We start from the raw sequence: 23,290 nt of genomic DNA on the forward strand, positions 1-23,290 counted from the left end.
GCCCTCCCCCCGGGGGAGAGTCCACCCGGTTTGCCCCTCACCCCGCGGGACAGGGCAAGGTGGAGGCCATGAGCTTCTCCGTGGGCCAGGTCGCCCGGCTGGCGGGCGTCACCGTGCGCGCCCTGCACCACTACGACGAGATCGGGCTGCTCACCCCCGGTGAGCGCAGCCACGCGGGCTACCGCCGTTACACCGACGCCGACCTGCTGCGCCTGCAGCAGATCCTGCTCTACCGGGAGCTGGGCTTCCCCCTGGACGAGATCGCGGTCATCCTCGACGAGCCCTCCTGCGACGAACTCGCCCATCTGCGCCGCCAGCACGAGCTGCTCAGCCGCAAGGCCGAGCGCCTGGGCGAGGTCATCGCCGCCGTCGAGCGCGCGATGCGGGCCCGCGCCGCCGGCGTCACGCTGACCCCCGCCGAGCGGTTCGAGGTCTTCGGGGGCTTCCGTCCCGAGGACCACGACGCCGAGGTCGAACGCCGCTGGGGCCACGGTCCGGCCCACGCCGAGAGCCGCCGCCGGGTCGCCGCCCACACCAAGGCCGACTGGCTGCGGCTCAAGGCGGAGGTGGGCGCGCTCGACGAGGAGCTGGTGGCCGCGTTCAGGTCCGGGCTGCCCGCCGAGAGCCCGCACGCGATGGATCTGGCCGAGCGTCACCGCGGCCACATCACCCGCTGGTTCTACGACTGCGGCCACGACCTGCACGCGTGCCTGGGCGACCTGTACGTCGAAGACTTCCGTTTCACGGCCGTCTTCGACGCGCTCGCCCCCGGCCTGGCCGGTTACCTGCGGGCCGCGATCCACGCCAACGCCCGCCGCGCGGCGTCCTGACCCGCGCACATTCCCTTGCAGGCATATAGCCCGCGCGGTATATTCGCGGGCATGACGCCCTTCGACGTCCTCGCCGAGCCCGCGCGGCGCCACATCCTCGACCTCCTCCTGCAACGCCCCCACCAGGTCAACGAGCTCACCCACCACCTCGGCCTCACCCAGCCCGCCACCAGCAAGCACCTGCGCACCCTGCGCCAGGCCGGCCTCGTCACCGTCCGCAAGGACGCCCAGCGCCGCTGGTACGAGCTGCGCCCCCAGCCGCTGGCCGAGGTCGACGCCTGGCTCACCCCCTACCGCAGGCTCTGGAACACCGCCCTCGACCGCCTCGAACACCACCTCGACGCCATGGAGGACCACACCCCATGAACGAAGCCCTCACCCTGCACCCCGACGGCCGCACCACGCTGCGCCTGCAACGCCGCCTGCCCCATCCGCCGGAGAAGGTCTGGGCCGCCATCACCCGGCCCGAGCACCTGGCGGCCTGGTTCCCCGCCGAGGTCACCATCGACGGCGACCGCATCGGCTACGGCTTCGGCCCCGACGGCCGCGTCACCGCCAGCGACCCGCCCCGCACCTTCACCCACACCTGGGGGGAGGACGTGCTGAGCTGGCAGCTCACCCCCGACGGCGAGGGCACCCTGCTCACCTTTTCCCACACCTTCGCCGACCGGCACGGCGCGGCCAGCTTCGCCGCCGGCTGGCACACCTGCATCCAGGAGCTGCTCGCCCACCTCGACGGCCGCGCCCCCGCCCGGCCCGCCGAGCCCGGCCCGGCCTCGTCCGCCCGCCTGCACGAGGACTACATCGCGATCCTCGGCCTGCCGTCGGCCACCGTCCACGACGGCGGCGTCCGCGTCGAACGCCAGCTCGTCCGCCCCGCCGACGACGTCTGGAACCTCCTCGGCGGGCCGGGCGCCACCCTCGGGGCCCCGCCGCCGGCCGCCTTCACCGTCCCCGGCGTGCCGGCCGGGCCCGTCGTCCGCGCCGAGACCGCCAAGCTCCTGGAGTACGACACGCCGTCCGGGACCGTCCGCTGGGAGCTGGCCCAGGGCACCGGGCAGGGCGCGCGGCTCACCGTCACCCACACGGGAGACCCCGCCGCCCTGCACGCCTGGCGGGTCCGCATCGAGGACCTGGCGGCCTCCCTCCTCGACTGAGGGTGTCGGGGTGAAGGGCGAGACCGATGTGTCCGAATTCTCGCCCTTTACACCGTAGATCACAAAGGAGGGATTTCAGGCGGTGAGGCTCAGGGCCGCCGCCGTCACCGCCCGCGCCCGGCCCGGCGTCACCAGCAGGTCCGTCGAGTCCGAGAGCTGATCCACGCACCCCACCGGCGGCAGCCCCCTGATCGCCGGGTCCCCCACCGACGACATCAGCGCCTGGGCGAACCGGTCCCCGCCGATCACCCGGAACGGCCGGTCGTGGAAGCCCCGCACGCCCTCGTCCAGGCGTTCGGCCAGCCCCATCCGGTTCTGCAGCGCCGCCAGCCGCCCGTAGGCCGCCGCCAGCCCCTCCTCCCGCTCCCGCCACGACCGCGCCGCCACCGCCGAGCCCAGCGACTCGGCCAGCTCCGCCGACCCCGGCATCCGCGCCAGCGCGCTGCCCAGCCATTTCGCGTACGGCGGATAGCGCCGCCGCAGCAGCAGCGCCAGCCGCATCACCTCCCGCGCCAGCCGCGCCCCCACCACGGCCGAGCCCAGTTCGTCGCCCACCTCGCCGCACCGGCCGGGGAACGGCTCCTCCTGCGCGATCCGCCGCCACTGGCAGGCCAGCACGTAACGCCACACGTCCTGCGGATACCAGCGCAACGCCGCCCGGGCCGCCTCCAGCCCCGCCTCCCCCAGCCCGTCGTGGAACACCTCGCCGCCGGTCACCTCGGCCAGGCTCTGCCACGGCGCCGCCAGCCAGTCCAGCAGCGACACCCCGGCCCGCGGATCGAAGCCCAGCCGCGCCACCAGCCACTCGCCCAGCTCCGCCACCTCCACCCCGGGCCGCACCCGCCCGTGGTAGCCGAACACCGTCGGCAGCCCGCCGAAGCGGTCCGGCAGCCCCGCCACCACCTTCGCCTCCACCTCGGCCACCCGCCCGGCCGCCACGAACAGCAGCACCCGCGGCCCCCAGTCATGGTCGGCCGAACGCGCCGTGTCGAACTCCAGCACCTCCGACCCCGGCCCGATCAGCGCCGCACCGTGCGCCACCCCTGACACCAGCGGCGCCACCACCTCGCCATAGAACGCGCGGGACAACTCAATACCAGGTACAAAATCGGACATCACCCCATCAACTCTGCACCAGGCCCTCCCGAACCTCACCCGAATTTCCCCCGCCCCGGACGGTCCGGCCGTTCTGTCACCGTGACGGGGCGATCAGGGGTTCATGCGGGGCCGGAGGGTGCGCCGGACGGCGACGCCGCCCAGTGCGAGGGCGGGGAGGAGCAGGATTCCCGCCTCGGTCCACTGGAACCGCCAGAACCTGTTCGCGGGGTGGAACTCGGTGACCTGCCGGTAGCCGTGGCCGAAGGAGCACCTGGCGTACTCCTCGGTCGTCTCGTCTGTCCCGCAGGGGCCGGCGAGCGCGAGTGCTCTCTCCTGAGAGGTGAACTTCGCGCCGCTCGCGTCGATCCAGTAGCCGTTCACGTACAGGGAGTCCTCCTGTACGGGGTCGTCCATGGCCTCGGCCTGCACGACGCGTTCCGGCGTCGCGTAGAGGGGCGGCGCCTTGAGGAGTCCGAAGAACGCCAGCGCGCACACCGCCATGGTCACCGCCATCGCCGGCAGAGTCCGCCGCAACAGCGCGCCGGCGGCCATGCCGAGCACGAACGCGGCCAGCCACCACGCCGCGGGAACGATGCCGACGAGCCGGAACCATCTCAGGTCGAAGCGGTCGACGTCGAAGGGCGCGACGTCGAAGGCGGCCAGCCACGGGCCCACGACGCCGGCCAGCGCCAGCCCGCCGAGCGTGACCGCGCCGCCGAGCCCGGCGATCTTGGCGGCCAGCCAGCGCCGCCGGGTCACCGACTGGGTCCAGGCCAGTTGGTGCGTGCCCTGCTCGAACTCCCTGGCCAGGAGCGGAGCGCCCCAGAAGGCGCCGATCATCGCCGGGGCCAGCAGCGTGAGCCAGCCGAGGAGTTCGCCCACCGCCCGTATGCGGTCGTTCATCTCCACGCGGTAGGCGCTGCACGCGGGCGTGTCCGCCACGCAGTCGGCCGCCGGAGCGTTCCGGGCGGCGAAGTCGGCCGCGCCCAGGCCGTTGACGAGCAGGACCGCGCCGAGGACGGCCAGCAGCGCCGCGGTGACGAGCACCTGCGTGCGGTGCTGCCGCCAGGTAAGCCACAACACTTCCAGGTCTCCTCAGCGGTCAGAGATGGTCAGGGTCGGACGGGGCAGTGAGGTGGTGTCGGGGCGGCGCAGGTAGGCCAGCACCAGCTCCTCCAGGCTCACTCCGGACGCGCTCCATCGCGGGTCGTGCGACGGAGTTCCGTGGCCGGCGCGGACCAGCAGGTCGGCCTGCCGTTCGCTGCGGCTGTCGCTGATCACCGGCATCCGGGCCGCCAGCCCGTCGGCGAGTGCGGCCGGGCCGGACAGCATCCGGTGGGTGGCGAGCAGTTCGTCGACCTCGCCGCTGATCTGGACCTGGCCGCCGTTGAGCACCACCAGCCAGTCGCAGGCATTGGTCAGGTCGGCCACCACGTGGGAGGACAGCACGACGGTGAGCTGGGTCTCGGCCACCGCCGCCATCAGGGAGCGCATGACGTCGTGCCGGGCCACGGGGTCGAGGTTGGCCAGCGGCTCGTCCATGACCAGCAGGTCCGGCCGCTTGGCCACGGCGACGGTCAGCGCGACCTGTGCCTGCTGGCCTCCGGAGAGGCTGCCCGCCTTGCGGTTCAGCGGGATGTCCAGCTCCGCGAGCCGTTGCCGGGCGAGGGCGTCGTCCCATCCCGGGTTGAGACGGTGCCCGAAGCGGAGCATCTCGGCGACGGTGAAGCCGTGGTAGAGGGGTTTGTCCTGGGCCAGGAACGCCACCCGGGCGAGGGCCGCCGCCCGCTGCCCGACCGGCTCGCCGAAGACCCGTACGCCGCCCCGGGTGGGGGCGATCAGCCCGGCGACCAGGCGCAGGAACGTGGACTTGCCCGCGCCGTTCGGTCCGACGAGCGCGACCACCCGGCCGGCGGGGACGGACAGCGTGCAGTCGTGCAACGCCCACGTGCCCCGATACCGCTTGGCGAGCCTCACGGCCTCCAGCGCCGCCGGGCCCTGCGCGGGGGCGGTGAGCCCGCCGAACATCTCCGCCGTCATCCCTGCCGTGCGATCCCCCGTCATGCGATCCCCTCCTGAGGGGAGTCGGCGAGCACCGAGGCGAACAGCGCCTCCATGTCCCCTTGGTCGAGCCCCGCTTCACGGCAGCCGCGCACCCACCGGGCGAGGTCGCGGCGGAACCGGGTGTGATCGGCCGTGGACCCGCCGCCCAGCGACTGCCGCACGAACGTGCCCAGCCCGGGCCGGCCGACGACGAGGCCCTCGTGTTCCAGTTCGCGGTAGGCCTTGGCCACCGTGTTCGGGTTGATCGCGAGGTCGCTGACGACCTCTTTGATCGTCGGCAGCCGATCGCCCGGCATGAGCGCGCCGAGCCGCAAGGCGTGTTTGACCTGATGCACCAGTTGCAGGTACGTCGCCACACCAGAGGTCGGGTCGAGGCGAAGCCTGATCACCATAAATACCCTTTTCCTATTAGATTAGTAAAAGGGTATTAACGCCGGCGATCTTCGTCAATCTGACGGATATCTCCAGCCGAGGCCGCCGCACTGAAGGAATCCTGAGCAGAATGAGCAGAACTCTGGACCTCCCGGATGCCGAGGGCGAGAATCCGATCAACCGAGGATCCGGAGACGCCCGGGCGTTCGCTGTCCGCGCGTAGTCCCTGCTCAGAACGGGCGGAGGTGCGCATGCGCGACGCCACAGGGCCGGCCAGGGCGGCGTCACCCCACCGCCCGGACCGCGCCCAGCCATCCGTCTCCGCCGCCGAACACCTGGACGACGCCCGCGCGTACGGCGAGGCGCCGAGCACAGAGCAGAACGCCCAGAACACCGCCCAGAACAGCGCGCAGCACACAGCGCGGCACACCGCGTGACACAGCCCCCTGCCCCATAGATCCCCCGCAACGTACGCCCCGATTCGCCGCACCCCCACCACCTGGGAGAGGTTCTCATGGACCTACCGGACGAGTTAGACCTGCCCGAATCCCGCTGGAATCGATTTCCGACCGCTGCGGAGACCGCCGCGGAGCCCGATCTGCCCGACCCCTCCTGGAACCGGTTCCAGGAACCCAAGCCCCCCTCCCCCTGGCCGCGCAGGCTCGCCGCCGCGCTGTCGGTCGCCCTGGTCGTGCCGCTGACCTACGCCATGCCCGCCCAGGCCGCCTCCCGCCCCGCGCCCTCCACCCAGCAGGAGACCCCGGTCCCCGGCGCCAGGGTGCCCGTCCAGCCGGCCGCGGCCGACCCCGCGCAGAAGCAGGCGTGGCAGGCTCCGCCCCAGGTCACCTGGCCCCGGCCGCAGAAGGCCGAGCTGGGCGGCGCCACCGCCAGGACCCTCGCGGCCGGCTTCCCCGTCCGCCTGGCCCCGCAACAGGCCAAGACTGCGGCTGCCGCCGAGCCGGAGCCGGTCACGGTGGAGTTGCTCGACACCGACCGGCTCGGCCTGGCCATGCGCGTCTCACCCGGCCAGGGCGTCGCCGCGGCCGCGGCCAAGACCGAGCGCAAGACCCGCCTGGAGATCGATTACTCCGGCTTCAGGCACGCCTACGGCGGCGACTACGGCGCCCGCCTGCGCCTGGTCAAACTGGCCGAATGTGGCCTGAAGGCGGCCACCGCCACCGCGGCCTGCCCGCAACCCGAGCCGGTCACCAGCCGCAACGACCCCAAGAACGGCACGCTGACCGCCGAGGTCACCACCGGCGCCGTCTACGCGGTCACCGCCGCCGCCTCCGGCCAGTCCGGCGACCACTCCGCCACCTCGCTGGCCCCCTCCTCCGACTGGAGCGTGGGCGCCCAGACCGGCGACTTCACCTGGAGCTACGAGCTGCGCAGCCCGCCGGCGCTGGGCGGCGACGAGCCCGAGCTGTCACTCGGCTACTCCTCCCAGAGCGTGGACGGCCGCACCGCCTCCACCAACAACCAGGCGTCCTGGGCCGGTGAGGGCTTCGAGCTGAACCCCAGCGGCTACGTCGAGCGCAAGTACAAATCGTGCATGATCGACGGCAAGAAGACCGGCGACCTGTGCTGGGACCAGGACAACGCGACCCTGTCCCTCGGCAACTCGGCCGTCGAACTCGTCAAGGACGCCACCACCAAGCAGTGGCGGCCCAAGCGCGACGACGGCACCCGCATCGAGGCGCTGACCGGCGCGACGAACGGCGACAACAACGGCGAGTACTGGCGGGTCACCACCCCCGACGGCAGCCAGTACACCTTCGGCCTGAACCGGCTGCCCGGCTGGGCCACAGGCAAGGCGGAGACCAAGTCCGTGCAGGCCGTGCCGGTGTTCGGCAACAACAGCGGTGAACCCTGCTACAACAGCACCCCGGCCAACGCCTGGTGCCAGCAGGCGTACCGGTGGAACCTGGACCTGGCCGTCGACACCCACGGCAACGCCACCACCTACTGGTACACCCAGGAGACCAACTACTACGGCCGCAACATGAAGCCCGAACTGGGCACCGTGTACGACCGCGGCGCCTACCTGACCCGCATCGACTACGGCTACCTCAGCGGCGAACTGTTCACCAAGGCCCCCGCCACCCGGGTGGTGTTCGACGTCGCCGAGCGATGCCTGCCCAGCGGCACCGTCACCTGCGCGGCCGCCGAGCTGAAGAAGGAGACCGCCAGCCACTGGCCGGACGTGCCGTTCGACCAGATCTGCGACTCGGGCGTCAAATGCACCGACCGCCTGGCGCCGACCTTCTTCACCCGCAAGCGCCTGACCAAGGTCACCACCCAGCTCGGCAACGGCGCCGGCCAGTACACCCCCGTCGACTCCTGGACCCTGACCCACCAGTTCCCCGCCACCGGCGACGGCATGAGCCCCGCCCTGTGGCTCGCCTCGATCCAGCAGACCGGCCACGTCGGCGGCACCCTCACCCTGCCGAAGACCACCTTCAAGGGAGTGCAGCTCCCCAACCGGGTCGACGCCACCGAAGGCCGCGCACCGCTGGTCAAGTGGCGCGTCCAGGCCGTCGACAACGGCACCGGCGGCGAACTGCGCGTCAACTACAAGGCGGCCGACTGCCAGCCCGGGGCCCTGCCCGCGGCCGACAAGAACACCAGGCTGTGCTTCCCGCAGCGCTGGTCACCCCCCGACGAGGCCGAGGTCACCGACTGGTTCCACAAGTACGTCGTCGCCCAGACCGTCGAGGTCGACCGCGTCGCGGCCTCCCCCAACGTGGTCACCGACTACGAGTACCTCGGCGGCGCCGCCTGGCGCTACGCCGACAACATCCTGGTCAAGCCCGAGCACCGCACCTGGTCCGACTTCCGCGGCTTCGGCCGGGTACGCGTGCGCGAGGGCGACGGCCAGGACACCAAGCGGACCCTCACCGAGACCCGCTACTTCCGCGGCATGCACGGCGACAAGCTGGCCGACGGCTCCAAGCGCAGCGCCCAGGTCGAGGACACCGAGGGCGTCAAGCTCGACGACCTCGACCAGTACTCCGGCTTCGAACGCGAGGAGATCACCTACGACGGCGACGGCGGAGCCCTCCTCACCGCGACCACCGAACAGCCCTGGTCGCTGAAGACCGCCGAGTCCACCCAGGGCGGCGTCACCAAGACCGCGCACATGGTCGACGCGAAGTCCATGGTCACCCGCACCGCCCTGAGCGGCGGCACGTGGCGGCGCACCGGCGAGGAGCGCACGTACGACGCCAAGGGCCTGCTCACCCAGATCGAGGAGCGAGGCGACCTGGCGAGCACCGGCGACGACCAGTGCACCCGCTACACTTACGCCCGCAACGACACGAGCTGGATGCTCGACTACACCAGCCGCATCCAGAAGGTCGCCGCGCCCTGCGGCACGGCGGTGTCCACGCTGGCCGCCGAGGAGATCATCTCCGACGAGAAGGTCGGCTACGACGGCAAGGCGTTCGGCCAGGCGCCGACCAAGGGTGACGTCACCTCCGTCCACCACCTCGTCTCCGCCGACGGCGCCACGATCACCGACAGCACCCACACCTACGACGCCTACGGCCGCGAGACCAGCGAGACCGACGCGGTCGGCACCCGATCCACCACCGCCTACAGCCCGGCGGCGGGCGCCCCGGCCACCGAGATCGTCCAGACCAACCAGCTCGGCCACACCGAGCGGACCCTGCTCAGCCCGGCCTGGGGCGAGCCGATCGCCGAGGTCGACGCCGCCGGCCGCCGCATCGACCTGGACTACGACGCGCTCGGCCGGGTGACCAAGGTCTGGCAGCCCGACCGCAGCAAGGCGGCGGGCCAGTCGCCCAGCACCGAGTACTCCTACCTCATGCGGGCCGACGGCCCCAGCGCCGTCACCACCAAGACGCTCAACGCCGACGGCACCTACACCAGCAGCCACGAACTGTACGACGGCCTGATGCGCGAACGCCAGACCCAGGAACCCGCGCCCAAGGACGCGCAGGCGACGGACCCGGCACTGCGCGACGGCCGCACCGTCACCGACACGATCTACAACTCCCAGGGCCAGCAGAGCAAGTCGAACACCGGCTACTTCGCCACCGGCACGCCCGCGACCGACCTGCTCGGCGTGGCCGACGCCGACGTGCCCACCCAGGTCGTGTCCGCGTTCGACGGCTCGGGAGACGTCAACGCCCAGGTGCTCAAGGCCAAGGGCGTGGAGAAGTACCGGGTCAGCACCACGCAGGAGGGCGACCGGGTCCACGTGACACCGCCGCCCGGCGGCACCGCCACCACCCGCATCGGCGACGCCGAGGACCGGCTCATCGAACTGCGCCAGTACAAGGGCGCCACCCCGACCGGCGCGTACGAGTCCACCAAATACACCTACGACCACGCCGGACGCCTGTCCACCGTGACCGACCCCGCCGGGAACGTGTGGCGGCACCACTACGACCTGCGCGGCCGGGAGATCAAGACCGAGGACCCGGACAAGGGCGTCACCACCATGACGTACAACGACGCCGACGAGCTGGTCTCCACGACCGACGCCCGCGGCAAGACGTTGTCCTACGGTTACGACCAGCTCGGCCGCAAGACCGAACTGCGCGAAGGCTCGGCCACCGGGCCGCTGCTGGCCGAGTGGAAGTACGACGCCCTGGCCAAGGGCCACATGAACGCCAGCATCCGCTACGTGGACGGACAGGCGTACAAGGCCGAGATCAACGCCATCGACGCCGACTACCGCACCCTGCGCCAGACCGTCACCATCCCCGAGCGGGAGGGCAAACTCGCCGGCTCCTACCAGCTCAACACCCGCTACACCCTCGACGACCAGGTCCAGTCCGTCAGCTTCCCCGCCGCCGGCGGGCTGGCCGAGGAACAGGTCGTCTACACCTACGACGAGCTGAGCCAACCGGCGAAGGTCACCGGCCTGTCGACGTACGTGACCGCCACCCGCTACTCCAAGCTCGGCGAGACCCTCCAGTACGAGCTGGGCACCGGCAGCAGGAAGACCTGGCTCACCTACACCCACGACGAGTCCACCCGCAGGCTGACCGGCATGCGGCTGGACCGGGAGAACGCCGGCGCCGCCGACCTGGACGTCAGCTACTCCTACGACGCCGTCGGCAACATCACCAAGATCGCCGACCAGGCGAGCCAGGACACGCAGTGCTTCACCTACGACCACCTGCGCCGCATGACCTCCGCCTGGACCGCGACCGACGACTGCGCCACCGGCACCCCGCAGCCGGGCAAGATCGGCGGCGTGGCCCCGTACGCGGTCAGCTACGCCTACGACCCCACCGGCAACCGGACCAAGGAGACCAAGCACGCCTTCGGCAGCGCGGGCGAACAGGTCCGTGACTACACCTACCCCGCCCCCGGCAGCAAGCAGCCGCACGCCCTGCAGGCCGTCGGCGCCGACCTGTTCGAGTACGACGCCGCCGGCAACACCACCAGGCGCAAGGTCGGCGCCTCCGACCAGAGCCTCGTCTGGGACGCCGAAGGCAACCTGGAGTCGGTCACCGAGGCAGGAAAGACCACCTCGTTCGTCTACAGCGCGGACGGCGACCGCCTCATCCGCAAGACCACGGCCGACACCACCCTCTACATCGACGACCTGGAACTGCGCCTCGACCACGCCAAGGACGTCGTCGAGCAGACCCGCTACTACACCGTCAACGAGCAGCCCATCGCCGTACGCACCCCCGACAACCAGGTCTACTTCCTGGCCAACGACCACCAGGGCACAGCACAGGCCGCGGTGAACGCCGCCACCGGCGACGTGGCGATGCGCAGGCTCACCCCGTTCGGCGAGAACCGGGGCTCGCCACCGGCGTTCTGGCCCGGACAGCGCGCCTTCGTCGGCGGCACCGAGGATCCGACCACCGGGCTCGTCCACCTCGGCGCCCGCGAGTACGACCCCAAGCTCGGCCGCTTCCTCTCCGTCGACCCCGTCATCGAGGAGACCGAGCCGCAGCAGCTCAACGCCTACGCCTACGCCAACAACAGCCCCGTCACCATGACCGACCCCGACGGGCAGCTCTTCTGGTTCGCCGCGGCCATCGCGGCGCGCATCGCGGCCCAGATCATCGCCAGGAGGCTCGCCATGGCGGCCGCCCGGCGGGCCGCCATCGCGGCGGCGCGGGCCGCGGCCAGGCGGGCGGCCATCGCGGCGGCCCGGCGGCGGGCCGCGGCCGAGGCCAGAAGGCGCGCGGCGGAGGCGGCCAGGAAGAAGGCGGCGGCAGAGGCGCGCAAGCGGGCCGCCGCCGCGGCCAGGAAACGCCTCCAGGCCGAGGCCAGGCGCAAGGCGCAGGAAAGGGCCAGGAAGGCGGCCACGGCCAGGGCCCAGCGGCGGGCCGCCGCCGCGGCCAGACGAGAGGCCAAACGCAAGGCCGCCGACGCGCGGGCGGCCAGGCGGGCCGCACAGGCCGCCAGGGCGCGCAACAAGCGGGCCGGCCGGCTCCCCAGCGGGATCCAGCGGGCACGGCAGCGCCCGGCGGCCCGGCCGACCAGCCACCGCGCCACACAGCGGCAGACCCCGCCCCGGGACAGCCGGCAGCCGACGCAGCCACGGCCCGGACAGGTCTACCGCAACGACGGCAGCATCCAGCCGACCCAGTCCTACACCGTCTGGCGCGACGGCAGGCTGTACCCGGACGGGCCACCGCCCCAGATCCGGGCCAGCGGTTCCGGGCAGGGCGAGAAGCAGCTCTTCAGGCCGGAGAAGATCGAACCGGAGAGCACCCGGGCGGGCACGGTCGCCGAGGCCGGGGCCAGGGTCACCCGGTGGATCGACAAGAGCGGCCTGGACGACTTCTTCGGCCTGCTCTTCTGACCCCCGCCCCCTGAACCCGGTCCCCTGAACCCCTCCGGCCCCGGCCCCCACCTCCTGGGGGGCCGGGCGCCGGAGGGCCCGACCCGGCCCCCTTCACCCCGAGGGCCCCAACCCCGCCCGCTTTCACCGGCCCCCGCGCCGGATGGACGAGAACCACCCCGGCTCTTTCCTGGGCCGGGAGCCTCGAAGATTCACTGCCCCAGAAGACCGGTCCCGGGCCTTCTGGGGCACATCGCCGTCTCCACCGACCCGCCGCCTCCACCGGCAGGCCCGCCGCCGGACGGCGGCTACGGCCAGGAACCCACCTCCGCCGCGCCGCCGAGGAAGACGATGCCGTCGATCAGGCCGAGCTGGGACGGGTCCAGCGGGAAGTAGGCGTGGTCGGACGAGACGCGCGGGCTCGCCCCGGCGACGGCCGCGGCCAGGTGGCGGGCGTCGACGAGACAGCGGTCGAAGGGCAGCGCGGACAGGATGCCCTCCACGGTGTCCGGGGACGGGACGTCGCCGCCGACCGTGCCGAACGCCGAGGCCAGGTGGGCGTACCGGTCGCCCAGGTGCGCCGCGGCGAGCGCCCCCGCGCCCCACCACCGCAACGTCAGCTCGCCGAACGACATCGTGCTCGGCTGCCGCTGCAGGTGCAGGTTGTGCGCGAAGACCAGGGCCGGGCCGTGCCCGGCGACCGCACGCAGGTTCGCGGCCATCATCGCGTCCCGCAGGGCCGACAGCCGGCCCCACCGGTCCGGGGACGCGTCGGCCATCCCGTGGTGGTAGCGGAGCAGGCCGACCGCGGTGCGCGCGTACAGGTCCGCGCGTTCCCTGTCGCGCGGGCTCAGCCGCGGCGTCTGCGTGCCGAGCAGCGCCACCAGGTCGTCGGCGACCAGCCGCAGCCGCTCGGCGTCGGCGGACCGGCCGATCGACTGTGACGGGTCCATGGCGGTGGCCTCGTTCGACCACCGCTCGTCCGGGCCCAGCAACGCGTCGAGGGCCTGCGAGGTGCAGGGGAGCGGGCCGTCGAGAAGGGCGTGCAGGGCGGTGAGCGCCTGGCGCGGGCTGGCCGCCCAATACTCCATGGGGCCGTCGAACCCGAAGAACCGCAGCTTCTCGTCATGCTCGGCGTTGTACGCGCGCATCCAGCGCACGAGGTCGCGGTTGGCCGCGAACGCGCCGAAGCCGTGGCTGAAACCGCGTTCCATGACGTCGTCGAGCGTGCCCGCGCCCGTCGTGACGTAGTCGTCCACGACCAGGCCCATGAGACAGTCGCTCTCGATCGCGAACGACCGGAAGCCCTCGTGCTCGACCAGATGCCGGAAGATCTCGTTGCGCGCCTCGCCCAGCTCCCCCACGAAGTGCCTGGCCTCGCCCAGGCCGAGCAGCAGGGGCCTGGCGGGCAGCGACCGCAGGAACGCCGATACGGCCGCGCCGTCGAGCGGACGGGCTGTGTCCTTGATGTCCATGCCTTCAACGGTATCGTTGAACTTTCGGTGGAAACTTGGGCCAGGAAATCCCGGGTGATGCCAGGATGAACCTTCAATCGGCGTGGCAGCGGCCCGAGTCTCGGCACCACTCAAGCTCAAATGCCGTCTCCTCACACGGTAAATTGAACGTCCAGCGGAAGGAGAGCAGGAGATGAGCGGTTCGCCCGAGGACGGGAAGGAAGGAGCGGGCAAGGTCCCCGCGGTGGGGCGGGCGGTGGCGGTGCTCGCCGACCTCGCCGCCCACGGCCCCGCACCCCTGGCCGCGCTCTCCCGCCGGGTCGGCGTCCCCAAGAGCACCCTGCTCGGCATCTGCCAGGCCCTCGTCGAAGAACGCCTCCTCCAGCAGGACCAGCACGGCCGCTACACGCTGGGCCTGGCACTCGCCGAACTGGCCTCCGCCCAGATGCGCAACCCGCCCGGCATCCGCCTGCTCGGCGTGGCCGTACCCGACACCGCCAACCCCTTCTACGCCGTCGAACTGCGCACACTCCGCCACCAGTGCGACCTGACCGGCATCGGCATGATCGCCATGGACGCCGGACAGGACGCCCGCACCCAGGCCGGGCAGATCGGCGAACTGGTCAGGGCGGGCGTCGACGCGATCATCCTGGACGCCGTCCACTCCACCCACGTGCGAGGCGCGGTACGCGCCGCCCGCGACGCGGGCATCCCGGTCGTCGCCGTCAACGCCGGGGCCGAAGGCGCCGACGCCTGCGTCACCACCGACAACGTCCAGGCCGGGCAGTTGGCCGGGCAATACCTGGCCACCCTCCTCCACGGCCCGGCGGAGATCGCCATCATCGACGGCCGGCCCGTGACGGCCACCGCCGACCGGGTGGCGGGATTCATGTCCGTGCTGCGCGAACACCCCGCGATCCGCGTCGTCGCACGCGAGCGCGGCGACCACACCCCGCGCACCGGCGCCCTCATCGCCGCGAAACTCCTCGACGGCCACCCCCGGCTGGCCGGCTTCTTCGGCATCAACGACCCCACCTCGCAAGGCATCCTCGCCGCCCAGGCCGCCCGCGGCCGATCCCTGCCCGTGGTGAGCGTGGACGGCTCCGCCGCCGCCACCACGGCCATCGCCACCGGCGGCCCCCTCAAGGCCACCGCCGCCCAGGACCCCGCCCGCCTGGCCGACCTCGCACTCCGGCTGGCCGGCCGCATACGCGCGGGCGAGCCCCTCACCACCCGCGTACGACTCCTGCCCACCACACTCATCACCGCCGCGAACGCCGGCGACTACGATCCATGGGGATGAAGGCGACCACCGGCACCCCGCAACCGGGCGGCTCACCCGCCGTGCACAAGGCGGCCAGGATCCTGTTCGAGCTGGCCGCCCACCCCGAGCCGACCAGCCCGGCCGAGCTCAGCCGGCGCCTGGCGATACCCAAGAGCTCACTCGCCGACCTCTGCGCCACCCTGGTGGAGACCGGGATGCTCGTACGCGACGTCGAAGGCAGGATGCGGCTCGGGCCGAGACTCCCCCTGATCGCCAGAGGGCTGACGGGCGGCACCGCACTGCTGGAGGCGTTCCACCGCGCGGTCCCCGCGGCCACCGCCCTGGCCGGGCGCACGGTGGTGCTGGCCGTGCTGTCCGGGCTCGACGCCGCCTATCTCGCGGTCCGCCCCGGCGACACCCCCCTGCCCCTCACCCTCAAGGAGGGCATCCGCCTGCCCGCCTGGTCCACCGGCACCGGGCAGGCACTGCTCGCCACCCTGCCGGACGCCATGATCGAGGACCTGCACCGCGGCGAGGTCCCGGCCGCACCCGGCGACCAGCGCTTCGACCTCGCCCGCCTCATGACGGCCATCGCCACGGCGCGCGCCCACGGCTACGCCACCGCCACCGACATCAACACCGGCACCGGCACCGGCACCGGGCAACCGCACCTGGCCGACACCGCCGCCATCGTGCACGGCCCGCACGGGCCACTGGCGGCGGTCGGCTCCGTGACGCGCCCGCCCTCACCCGGCGAGAGCGCCCCGGCCGACGCCGACGCCGTACAGGCACTGGCGTACCGCATGTCGGAAGCCGTCCGCCGCACTCCCGGACAGCGGCACACCCCCCACGACCCCGCCTGACGCCGGGCCCCTGCCAAGGCGCGGATGGTTTGACACCCCAAGAACCAGCGCCCTACCGTGTTCACATATCCGGAGCCTACTCCGATATTCAGAACAGCCCCTGCCCATGCCGAAAGGAACACCCTCATGCGCATCTTCCTGACCGGGGCGACCGGATACCTCGGCGGCTCCCTCGCCATCCGCCTCGCCCAAGCCGGCCACCACGTACGCGGCCTCACCCGCACCCCCGAAACCATCGAACCCCTCCGAGCACTCGGCCTCGACCCCGTCCTCGGCACACTCGACACCGGCCACCTCCTCGCCACAGAGGCCGCAACCGCCGACGCCGTCATCAACGCCGCCGACAGCGACCACGCCGCAGCGGTCGCCGCCATGCTCCCCGCCCTGGCCGGCACCGGAAAACCCTTCCTGCACACCAGCGGCTCCAGCATCGTCGGCCAACCCTCGGCCGGCCGACGCCAAGACCACACCTACACCGAAGCCGACATCCTGCCCGACAGCCCCTGGACCCCCGCCCCAGACAAAGCCGCCCGAGTCGCGATCGACCGCCACGTACTCGCCGCCGCCCACACCGGCGTCCGCTCAGCAGTGGTGTGCAACACGATGGTCTACGGCACCGGCACCGGCCTCAACCCCGACAGCGTCCAGATCCCCCGCCTCATCCAGCAGGCCCGAACCCGCGGCGCCGCCGTCCACATCGGCCCAGGAGACAACATCTGGTCCACCGTCCACCTCGACGACACCTGCGACCTCTACCTGGCCGCCCTCGACGCCGCCACACCCGGCTCGTTCTACTTCGCCGAGAACGGCGAATCCTCCTTCAAAGACCTCACCACCGCCATCGCCGACACCCTGCACCTCCCCGGACCCACCCCCCTCGACATCGACACCGCCATCGACCTCTGGGGACACGAAGTCGCCATCTACGCCCTCGGCTCCAACAGCCGCGTACGCGGCCTAACCGCCCGCACCGACCTCGGCTGGAAACCCCGCCACACCTCCGCCACCGACTGGATCCGCCACACCCTCCACCCCTGAACCCACCTCACCCCGGAGAACCACCCCAACGCCCCCCGGAAACCCCACACCCCAACACCCGCCGCCGCCGATAACCAAGCCGCTCATACACCCCGATCGCCGCCCCGTTCGAGTCGTCCACCATCAACGCCGCCCGGCCATGCACCGCCACCAACTCCCGCGACACCCACCCGCACACCCGCCCCGCCAACCCCCGGCCACGAAACCCCGCCCTCGTCGCCACCCCCGCCACCAACCCCACCGAAGGCGCCGACCACGCATCGGCCGCCACCGCCGCCAGCACCCCCTCCACCCGCACCCCCGCCCACCGGCTCACCCCCACCGCCCCCGGCACCGCGTACGACTGCGGCGCATCCACCGCCAGCAACCCCGCCACCTCCCCCTCCTCCACCGGCCCCAGCCACCCCACACCAGCACCCACACCGGCCCCCGCCACCAGATCCCCCGCCGACAGGCTCATCCACGAGAACTCCGCGCTCTCCACCACCCCCTCCAGCTTCGCCGCCACCGCACGCACCAACCCCAACTCCCCCAACGGCCGATACGACGCCCCCAACTCCCCCAACGCGAACCCCACCAACTCCACCGCACACGACACACCACCCCACACCGCCAGCCGGTCACCCCGCGACACCCCCGGGCAACCCGCCACCACCGCATCCCCCAGCGCCCAGGCCCGCGCACCCCCACGCAGGCCCTGACCCGCCCACATCACCAGATCGTCGTCCCCGCACGCCGCCCGTAACTCACCGGCCGTACGCAACTCCCTGATCACAAGATCGCCCCAGGCCGATACGCCGCCGCCTCCGGATGCGCCGCCACGACCTCACCCACCGCCTGCGACACCGCCTCCACCTGATCAGCCGCCGCCCCCGTGAACGACACCCGATCCGCCAGCAACCCCTCCAACCCCGCCCGATCCAACGGGAACCGCTCATCCGCCGCCAGCAGATCCAGCAACTCGTTCGCCGCCCCACGCGAACGCATCGCCAGCGCCGCAGCCACCGCATGCTCCTTGATCACCTCATGCGCCTGCTCCCGCCCCATCCCGGCCCGCACCGCCGCCATCAACATCTTCGTCGTCGCCAGGAACGGCAGATAACGCCCCAGCTCAGCCGCGATCACCGCCGGGAACGCCCCGAACTCGTCCAGCACCGTCAACATCGTCTCCACCAACCCGTCGAAGGCGAAGAACGCATCCGGCAACGCCACCCGGCGCACCACCGAACACGACACATCCCCCTCATTCCACTGATCACCCGCCAGCTCACCCACCATCGACGCGTAACCACGCAACACCACGGCCAGACCGTTCACCCGCTCACACGAGCGCGTGTTCATCTTGTGCGGCATCGCCGAGGAGCCCACCTGCCCCTCCTTGAACCCCTCCGTCACCAGCTCGTGCCCCGCCATCAACCGGATCGTCCTGGCCAGCGACGACGGCGCCGCCGCCAACTGCACCAGCGCCGTCACCACCTCGAAGTCCAGCGACCGCGGATACACCTGCCCCACACTCGTGAACCGGTGCTCGAACCCCAGATGAACCGCCACCCGCCGCTCCAGCTCCGCCAGCCTGCCCCGATCACCACCCAGCAGATCGAGCATGTCCTGAGCCGTGCCCACCGGCCCCTTGATCCCCCGCAACGGGTAACGCCCGACCAACTCCTCCAGCCGCCGATACGCCACCAGCAACTCATCGGCCGCCGACGCGAACCGCTTGCCCAGCGTCGTCGCCTGCGCCGCCACATTGTGCGAACGCCCCGCCATCACCGTCGCCTCGTGCGCCTCCGCCAGCGTCGCCAGCCGCGCCAGCAACGCCACCACCCGATCACGCACCAGCAGCAGACTGTCGCGGATCTGCAACTGCTCGACGTTCTCGGTCAGATCACGCGAGGTCATGCCCTTGTGCACCTGCTCATGACCGGCCAGCGCGTTGAACTCCTCGATCCTGGCCTTCACATCGTGCCGGGTCACCCGCTCCCGCTCGGCGATCGAGGCCAGATCGACCCGCTCCACCACCTTGCCGTAGTCGGCGATCGCCCCATCGGGCACCGCCACCCCCAGCTCGGCCTGCGCCCGCAACACCGCCAGCCACAACCGCCGCTCAGCGACGATCTTGTACTCGGGGGACCACAGACGGGCCAGCTCCGGCGAGGCGTAGCGGCCGGCCAGGACATTGGGGATACGCGGCTTGGAAGTCACGTTGGACAAGTGTATTCACACCAGCCCCGCCGCCCAGCACGCAGACCCCGCCCGTCGTCGCGAGGCTTTTGATCGAGGGTACGGTTGTGCGCACCGACCCACGGCCTTTACAAAGTAGATCAACAAGACCGGAACGCCCCGGCGGGCCTGGCCCGCCGGGGCGTCGTCACGGAAAGAGGGTCACGGAAACGGGGTCACACCGGCTGACCGGCCAGATCCTCCTTGCCCGCCCCAGTGCCGGACTCCGGGCCGGACTCAGCGCCGCCCTGCTCCGCCCGCGACCCGGACGGCGCCGCGTGCCGCGGCCCCCGGTCCCGCTTGCGGGTCACCACCACGTACAGCGTCGGCACCAGCACCAGCGTCAGCAGCGTCGAGGAGATCAGGCCGCCGATCACCACGATGGCCAGCGGCTGCGAGATGAACCCGCCGGAACCCGTCACCCCCAGCGCCATCGGCGTCAGCGCGCAGATCGTGGCCACCGCGGTCATCAGGATCGGACGCAGCCGGCGCCGGCCGCCCTCGATCACCGCGTCCACCACGCTCATGCCCTGATCCCGGTACTGGTTGATCAGGTCGATCAGCACGATCGCGTTCGTCACCACGATGCCGATCAGCATCAGCATGCCGATCAGCGCCGGCACGCCCAGCGCCGTGTCCGTCGCCACCAGCAGCCCGATCGCGCCCGTCGCCGCGAACGGGATCGACACCAGCAGGATCACCGGCTGGATGAAGCTGCGGAACGTCGCCACCATGATCAGGAACACGATCGCGATCGCCGCCAGCATCGCCATCCCCAGGTCGCTGAACGCGTCCGCCTGGTCGGCCGACACGCCGCCGACCTCGTACGACGCCCCCGCGCCCAGCGACAGCCCGTCCAGCTTCGCCGTCAGGTCCTGCGTCACCGCGCCCAGGTTCCCCGCGTCGGCGGCCTTGGCCGACACCGTCGCGGAACGCTCGCCGTCGATCCTGGTCACCTGCGTCGGCCCGGCCACCTCACGCACGTCGGCCACCGACGACAGCTTCACCAGCCCACCGGCCGTGGGGAGCTTGAGGTCCTCGATCGCCTTCACGTCGTCCGGCGCGTCCGCGCCGCGCAGCACCAGGTCGCTCGACCGGCCGTCCAGCGTCACCTGGCCCAGCGGCGCGCCGCGGAACGCCTGCGCCACCGCCTGCCCGACCTGCGCGTCCGACAGGCCGCGCTCGGCCGCCTTCTCCCTGTCCACCACGACCTCGACCCGCGGCGCGCTCGTCTCCAGGTTCGACGACAGGTCACGCAGACCCGGAACCTCGCCCATCGCGGTCTTCACCGCGTCGGTCGCCGTACGCAGCGTCTCGGTGTCCGGCGCCCGCACGATCACGTCGATGGTGTCGGAGGCGAAACCGCCCCCGCCCGCACCGCCGACGGTCACCTCGCCCACGTCCGACAGGCCCGCGACCCGCTCACGCAGCTCCCGCTCGACCCGAGCGGTGTCGGTGCCGTCGGCCAGCGTGACCGAGTACGACGCCCGGTCCGCGCCGCCGCCCGCGCCGCCCATCATCGAGTTGCCGCCGCCCACGTTCACCTGGTACGACTCCACGCCGTCCAGATCCTCCAGCACGCCCTCGACCCGCTCGGCCGCCTTGTCGGTGGTCACCAGATCCGTGCCCACCGGCATCCGCTGCGTCAACGACAGCGTGTTCTGCCCCGAGGAGTCCAGGAAGTTCGTCTGCAGCCCGCCCGCCAGGCCCATCGTCCCGACGAACACCGCCACCCCGATCAGGATGGTCACCAGCTTGAACCGCGTCGCGAACCGCAGCACCGGCAGGTACGCCCGCTGCAACGGCGAGCGCAGCTCCTTGGCCTCGGCCTCCTCACGCTGCTTGCGCGCCTGCTCCGGCGTCAGCTCCGGCGCCTTGAGGAACCAGAACGCCAGCACCGGCACCACCGTCAGCGACACCACCAGCGAGGCCAGCAACGCCACCGCCACCGTGATCGCGAACGGGCTGAACAGCTCACCCACCATGCCACCGACCACCGCGATCGGCGCGAACACCGCCACCGTCGTCAGCGTCGAGGCCGTCACCGCGCCCGACACCTCGCGCACCGCGGTCAGGATCGCCTGCAGCTTCGCCTCGCCGTAGGCCAGATGTCGCTTGATGTTCTCCAGCACCACGATCGAGTCGTCGACCACCCGGCCCACCGCGATCGTCAGCGCGCCCAGCGTCAGCATGTTGAGCGAGTAGTCGCCCGCCCACAGCACGATCAGCGCGATCACCACCGACAGCGGGATCGACACCGCCGTCACCAGCGTCGAACGCACCGACAGCAGGAACACCAGGATGACCAGCACTGCGAACGCCAGGCCCAGCAGCCCCTCCGTGGTCAGGCTCTCGATCGACTGCTCCACGAACGGCGCCTGGTCGAACACCACCGACACCGCCGTGTCCGACGAGTCGCCCAGCGCCTTGGTCAGGTCGGGCAGCCTCTCCCGGATGTCGTGCGAGATCGACACCGCGTTCCCGTCGGGCACCATCGTCACCGACACGCCCAGGCTCGTCTTGCCGTCCGTACGGGTGATCGTCGTCGAGTCGGCCAGCCCGCGCGTGATCTCCGCCACGTCGCCCAGCTTCACCGGCTTGAGCGGCTTGGGCTGCGCCGCCTGTGCCGCCTGGGCCTGGGCGGCGGCCTGGCTCGGCTGGCCGGTCGGCGGGCGGCCCTGCTGGGGCTGCGCCTGGGCCTGCGGCTGCGGCTGCGTGGGCGTCAGATACAGGTCCTTCAGCTTGGCCACCGAGTCGACCCGCGTCCCCACCTGCACGGTCAGCGACTGCCCGTCGGAGGTCAGCGTCCCGGCCGGGATCGGCGTGCCGTTCGCCTTCAGCACGTCCGGGATCTGCGCCGCCGACACCCCCGCCCGCGTCATCTTCCCGGAGTCCGGCTTGATCGTCACGACCTCGTCGCGGGTGCCCGTGACCGACGCCTCCCGTACGCCGTCCACGCTCTGCAGCTCCGGCACCACGATGCGGCGCAGCTTGTCGGCCATCGCCCGCTCGTCGCCGCCGTCGCCCACCGCCAGCACCAGCACCGGCAGGTCGTCGGTGTTACCCGCCACCACCTGCGGATCCACGCCGTCCGGCAGCGTCACCCCGTTGACGGCCTGCTGCATCTTGTTCAGCGAGCCCTCGATGTCAGTGCCGTACTCGAAGGCCACCTGGATCTGCGCCAGGCCCTCCTTCGACGTCGACGTCATCTGCTCCATCCCGGCCAGACCCTTGAAGGAGTCCTCAAGCGGGGCCGTGACCTGGTCCTCCACGATCTCCGGCGACGCGCCGGGATACGCGGCGATCACGAAAGCGCCGGGAAACGACAAAGACGGCAGCAACTGCTGCTTCAACTGCGGGATCGTGAACAGGCCGAACGCGCTGAGCACGAGCGACATCAATATCACCAGGCTGCGGTTGACCAGACTCAACCGGGCGAATGCGGACATAGGCTCCCCCTCTAAGAGTTCGCCCCAGACTAACACTTCGCCTTGTGCGAATATTTAGAGGAGTCAAGCTTTCCTGATAACCTTCTCAGGAAGCGAGAGGTGAGCGTGAGCAACGAACGCGAAGACCTGATCCAGCGGATCACCGAGACACAGCGGAGCCTCGGGCGAATGTTCGCCCAGCAACACTCCCCGCTGTTCGACTCCAACCTCACCATGAGGCAGCTCAAAGTCATCGTGATCCTGGCCCTGAACGGCTCCGCCTCCGGCCAGGACCTCGCTCACAGCCTCGGCGTCGGCCTCGGCACCGTCACCGGCATCGTCGACCGGCTCGTCGCCCACGGCCTCGTCAGCCGCCACGAGGACCCGCACGACCGCCGCGTGCGCCGCGTCGAGCTCACCCCCTCCGGGACCCGGCTCATCGAGGACATCAACAACGTCGGCAGCGAACACTACCGCCGCATCATGGACCACCTCGACACCGACACCCTGCGCGCCCTCGACCGGGTCACCCGCACCATCCGCACCGTCGCCGAGAAACTCTCCGCCACCGGCGAATGACCAGGCAGGCACCGGCGAATGACCGGGCAGGCCACCGGCGAACGCCGAGTCCCGGCACCGGTTGCCGCCCTCTCCCGACCGGACAGGCCATTCTCCCGACCGGACAGGCCACCGGCGCTCCCCGCCGGTGACCACCTGGTCCGCT

17 protein-coding genes are annotated in these 23,290 nt (G+C 71.7%); 9 read left to right on the top strand and 8 right to left on the bottom strand.

Annotated elements, in window-relative coordinates; all coding sequences use genetic code 11:
- Positions 1 to 68: 68 nt before the first annotated feature.
- The 3 genes from ACZ6S0_RS46985 to ACZ6S0_RS46995 are packed head-to-tail and all read left to right on the top strand — an operon-like array spanning position 69 to position 1,987.
- Entirely contained in the window at positions 69 to 830 is a 762-nt protein-coding gene (locus ACZ6S0_RS46985; protein ID WP_465926528.1) for a MerR family transcriptional regulator, read from the top strand.
- A 51-nt stretch (positions 831 to 881) separates the two neighbouring features.
- Complete coding sequence (locus tag ACZ6S0_RS46990) at positions 882 to 1,196, top strand: ArsR/SmtB family transcription factor (RefSeq protein ID WP_465926530.1); 315 nt, start codon at positions 882 to 884, stop codon at positions 1,194 to 1,196.
- The gene (locus ACZ6S0_RS46995) at positions 1,193 to 1,987 is read left to right on the top strand and encodes an SRPBCC family protein (RefSeq protein ID WP_465926533.1); all 795 of its coding nucleotides are present in this window, start codon (positions 1,193 to 1,195) and stop codon (positions 1,985 to 1,987) included. The genes ACZ6S0_RS46990 and ACZ6S0_RS46995 overlap by 4 nt, the downstream gene beginning before the upstream one ends.
- A 75-nt stretch (positions 1,988 to 2,062) precedes the next feature.
- Here the strand turns inward: ACZ6S0_RS46995 and ACZ6S0_RS47000 are convergent, their stop codons facing one another.
- From ACZ6S0_RS47000 to ACZ6S0_RS47015, 4 genes are all read right to left on the bottom strand, one after another.
- Positions 2,063 to 3,076, bottom strand: coding sequence for a DUF4037 domain-containing protein (locus tag ACZ6S0_RS47000; protein ID WP_465926534.1), 1,014 nt, complete (start codon positions 3,074 to 3,076; stop codon positions 2,063 to 2,065).
- Positions 3,077 to 3,196: 120 nt separating this feature from the next.
- Positions 3,197 to 4,168 (bottom strand): ABC transporter permease, encoded by a 972-nt coding sequence (locus ACZ6S0_RS47005; protein WP_465926535.1) that lies wholly within the window; start codon positions 4,166 to 4,168, stop codon positions 3,197 to 3,199.
- 12 nt (positions 4,169 to 4,180) lie between these two features.
- On the bottom strand, positions 4,181 to 5,149 hold the full coding sequence (locus tag ACZ6S0_RS47010) for an ABC transporter ATP-binding protein (protein ID WP_465926536.1): 969 nt from the start codon (positions 5,147 to 5,149) through the stop codon (positions 4,181 to 4,183).
- Positions 5,146 to 5,541 (bottom strand): GntR family transcriptional regulator, encoded by a 396-nt coding sequence (locus ACZ6S0_RS47015; protein ID WP_465926538.1) that lies wholly within the window; start codon positions 5,539 to 5,541, stop codon positions 5,146 to 5,148. Before ACZ6S0_RS47015 ends, ACZ6S0_RS47010 begins: the two co-directional genes overlap by 4 nt.
- 231 nt (positions 5,542 to 5,772) lie before the next feature.
- Between ACZ6S0_RS47015 and ACZ6S0_RS47020 the strand changes: the two genes are divergently transcribed.
- Both ACZ6S0_RS47020 and ACZ6S0_RS47025 read left to right on the top strand, forming a co-directional pair.
- A complete protein-coding gene (locus tag ACZ6S0_RS47020) occupies positions 5,773 to 5,958 on the top strand; it encodes a hypothetical protein (protein WP_465926540.1) in 186 nt (61 codons plus the stop codon).
- A 77-nt stretch (positions 5,959 to 6,035) separates the two neighbouring features.
- Entirely contained in the window at positions 6,036 to 12,320 is a 6,285-nt protein-coding gene (locus ACZ6S0_RS47025; protein WP_465926542.1) for an RHS repeat domain-containing protein, read from the top strand.
- Positions 12,321 to 12,607: 287 nt separating this feature from the next.
- Here ACZ6S0_RS47025 and ACZ6S0_RS47030 read toward each other — a convergent pair whose 3' ends face one another.
- Entirely contained in the window at positions 12,608 to 13,774 is a 1,167-nt protein-coding gene (locus ACZ6S0_RS47030; protein WP_465926545.1) for an erythromycin esterase family protein, read from the bottom strand.
- 172 nt (positions 13,775 to 13,946) lie between these two features.
- On the opposite strand from ACZ6S0_RS47030, the gene ACZ6S0_RS47035 reads away from it, so the two are divergent.
- From ACZ6S0_RS47035 to ACZ6S0_RS47045, 3 genes are all read left to right on the top strand, one after another.
- Entirely contained in the window at positions 13,947 to 15,056 is a 1,110-nt protein-coding gene (locus tag ACZ6S0_RS47035) for a substrate-binding domain-containing protein (protein WP_465926547.1), read from the top strand.
- Positions 15,053 to 15,880 (top strand): IclR family transcriptional regulator, encoded by an 828-nt coding sequence (locus tag ACZ6S0_RS47040; protein ID WP_465926549.1) that lies wholly within the window; start codon positions 15,053 to 15,055, stop codon positions 15,878 to 15,880. The genes ACZ6S0_RS47035 and ACZ6S0_RS47040 overlap by 4 nt, the downstream gene beginning before the upstream one ends.
- A gap of 126 nt (positions 15,881 to 16,006) precedes the next feature.
- Positions 16,007 to 16,918 carry an NAD-dependent epimerase/dehydratase family protein gene (locus tag ACZ6S0_RS47045; RefSeq protein ID WP_465926551.1) on the top strand — a complete coding sequence of 304 codons (912 nt, stop codon included), beginning with the start codon at positions 16,007 to 16,009 and terminating at the stop codon, positions 16,916 to 16,918.
- 7 nt (positions 16,919 to 16,925) lie between these two features.
- On the opposite strand, the gene ACZ6S0_RS47050 is transcribed toward ACZ6S0_RS47045, so the two are convergent.
- The 3 genes from ACZ6S0_RS47050 to ACZ6S0_RS47060 all read right to left on the bottom strand — a co-directional run bounded on the left by ACZ6S0_RS47050 (position 16,926) and on the right by ACZ6S0_RS47060 (position 22,587).
- Entirely contained in the window at positions 16,926 to 17,693 is a 768-nt protein-coding gene (locus ACZ6S0_RS47050; protein WP_465926553.1) for a GNAT family N-acetyltransferase, read from the bottom strand.
- Positions 17,690 to 19,120 (bottom strand): adenylosuccinate lyase, encoded by a 1,431-nt coding sequence (gene purB, locus ACZ6S0_RS47055; protein WP_465926555.1) that lies wholly within the window; start codon positions 19,118 to 19,120, stop codon positions 17,690 to 17,692. The genes ACZ6S0_RS47050 and purB overlap by 4 nt, the downstream gene beginning before the upstream one ends.
- Positions 19,121 to 19,314: 194 nt before the next feature.
- Positions 19,315 to 22,587 (bottom strand): efflux RND transporter permease subunit, encoded by a 3,273-nt coding sequence (locus tag ACZ6S0_RS47060; RefSeq protein ID WP_465926557.1) that lies wholly within the window; start codon positions 22,585 to 22,587, stop codon positions 19,315 to 19,317.
- 99 nt (positions 22,588 to 22,686) lie between these two features.
- Between ACZ6S0_RS47060 and ACZ6S0_RS47065 the strand changes: the two genes are divergently transcribed.
- On the top strand, positions 22,687 to 23,145 hold the full coding sequence (locus ACZ6S0_RS47065) for a MarR family winged helix-turn-helix transcriptional regulator (protein WP_465926559.1): 459 nt from the start codon (positions 22,687 to 22,689) through the stop codon (positions 23,143 to 23,145).
- Positions 23,146 to 23,290 lie beyond the last annotated feature (145 nt).

The sequence above is a fragment of the Nonomuraea sp. NPDC051298 genome, from assembly GCF_055586305.1.

Coding starts and splice junctions, on each gene's coding strand:
- ACZ6S0_RS46985 (WP_465926528.1), top strand. CDS start 69: ATGAGCTTCTCCGTGGGCCAGGTCGCCCGGCTGGCGGGCGTCACCGTG.
- ACZ6S0_RS46990 (WP_465926530.1), top strand. CDS start 882: ATGACGCCCTTCGACGTCCTCGCCGAGCCCGCGCGGCGCCACATCCTC.
- ACZ6S0_RS46995 (WP_465926533.1), top strand. CDS start 1,193: ATGAACGAAGCCCTCACCCTGCACCCCGACGGCCGCACCACGCTGCGC.
- ACZ6S0_RS47010 (WP_465926536.1), bottom strand. CDS start 5,149: ATGACGGGGGATCGCACGGCAGGGATGACGGCGGAGATGTTCGGCGGG.
- ACZ6S0_RS47015 (WP_465926538.1), bottom strand. CDS start 5,541: ATGGTGATCAGGCTTCGCCTCGACCCGACCTCTGGTGTGGCGACGTAC.
- ACZ6S0_RS47020 (WP_465926540.1), top strand. CDS start 5,773: ATGCGCGACGCCACAGGGCCGGCCAGGGCGGCGTCACCCCACCGCCCG.
- ACZ6S0_RS47025 (WP_465926542.1), top strand. CDS start 6,036: ATGGACCTACCGGACGAGTTAGACCTGCCCGAATCCCGCTGGAATCGA.
- ACZ6S0_RS47030 (WP_465926545.1), bottom strand. CDS start 13,774: ATGGACATCAAGGACACAGCCCGTCCGCTCGACGGCGCGGCCGTATCG.
- ACZ6S0_RS47035 (WP_465926547.1), top strand. CDS start 13,947: ATGAGCGGTTCGCCCGAGGACGGGAAGGAAGGAGCGGGCAAGGTCCCC.
- ACZ6S0_RS47040 (WP_465926549.1), top strand. CDS start 15,053: ATGAAGGCGACCACCGGCACCCCGCAACCGGGCGGCTCACCCGCCGTG.
- ACZ6S0_RS47045 (WP_465926551.1), top strand. CDS start 16,007: ATGCGCATCTTCCTGACCGGGGCGACCGGATACCTCGGCGGCTCCCTC.
- ACZ6S0_RS47060 (WP_465926557.1), bottom strand. CDS start 22,587: ATGTCCGCATTCGCCCGGTTGAGTCTGGTCAACCGCAGCCTGGTGATA.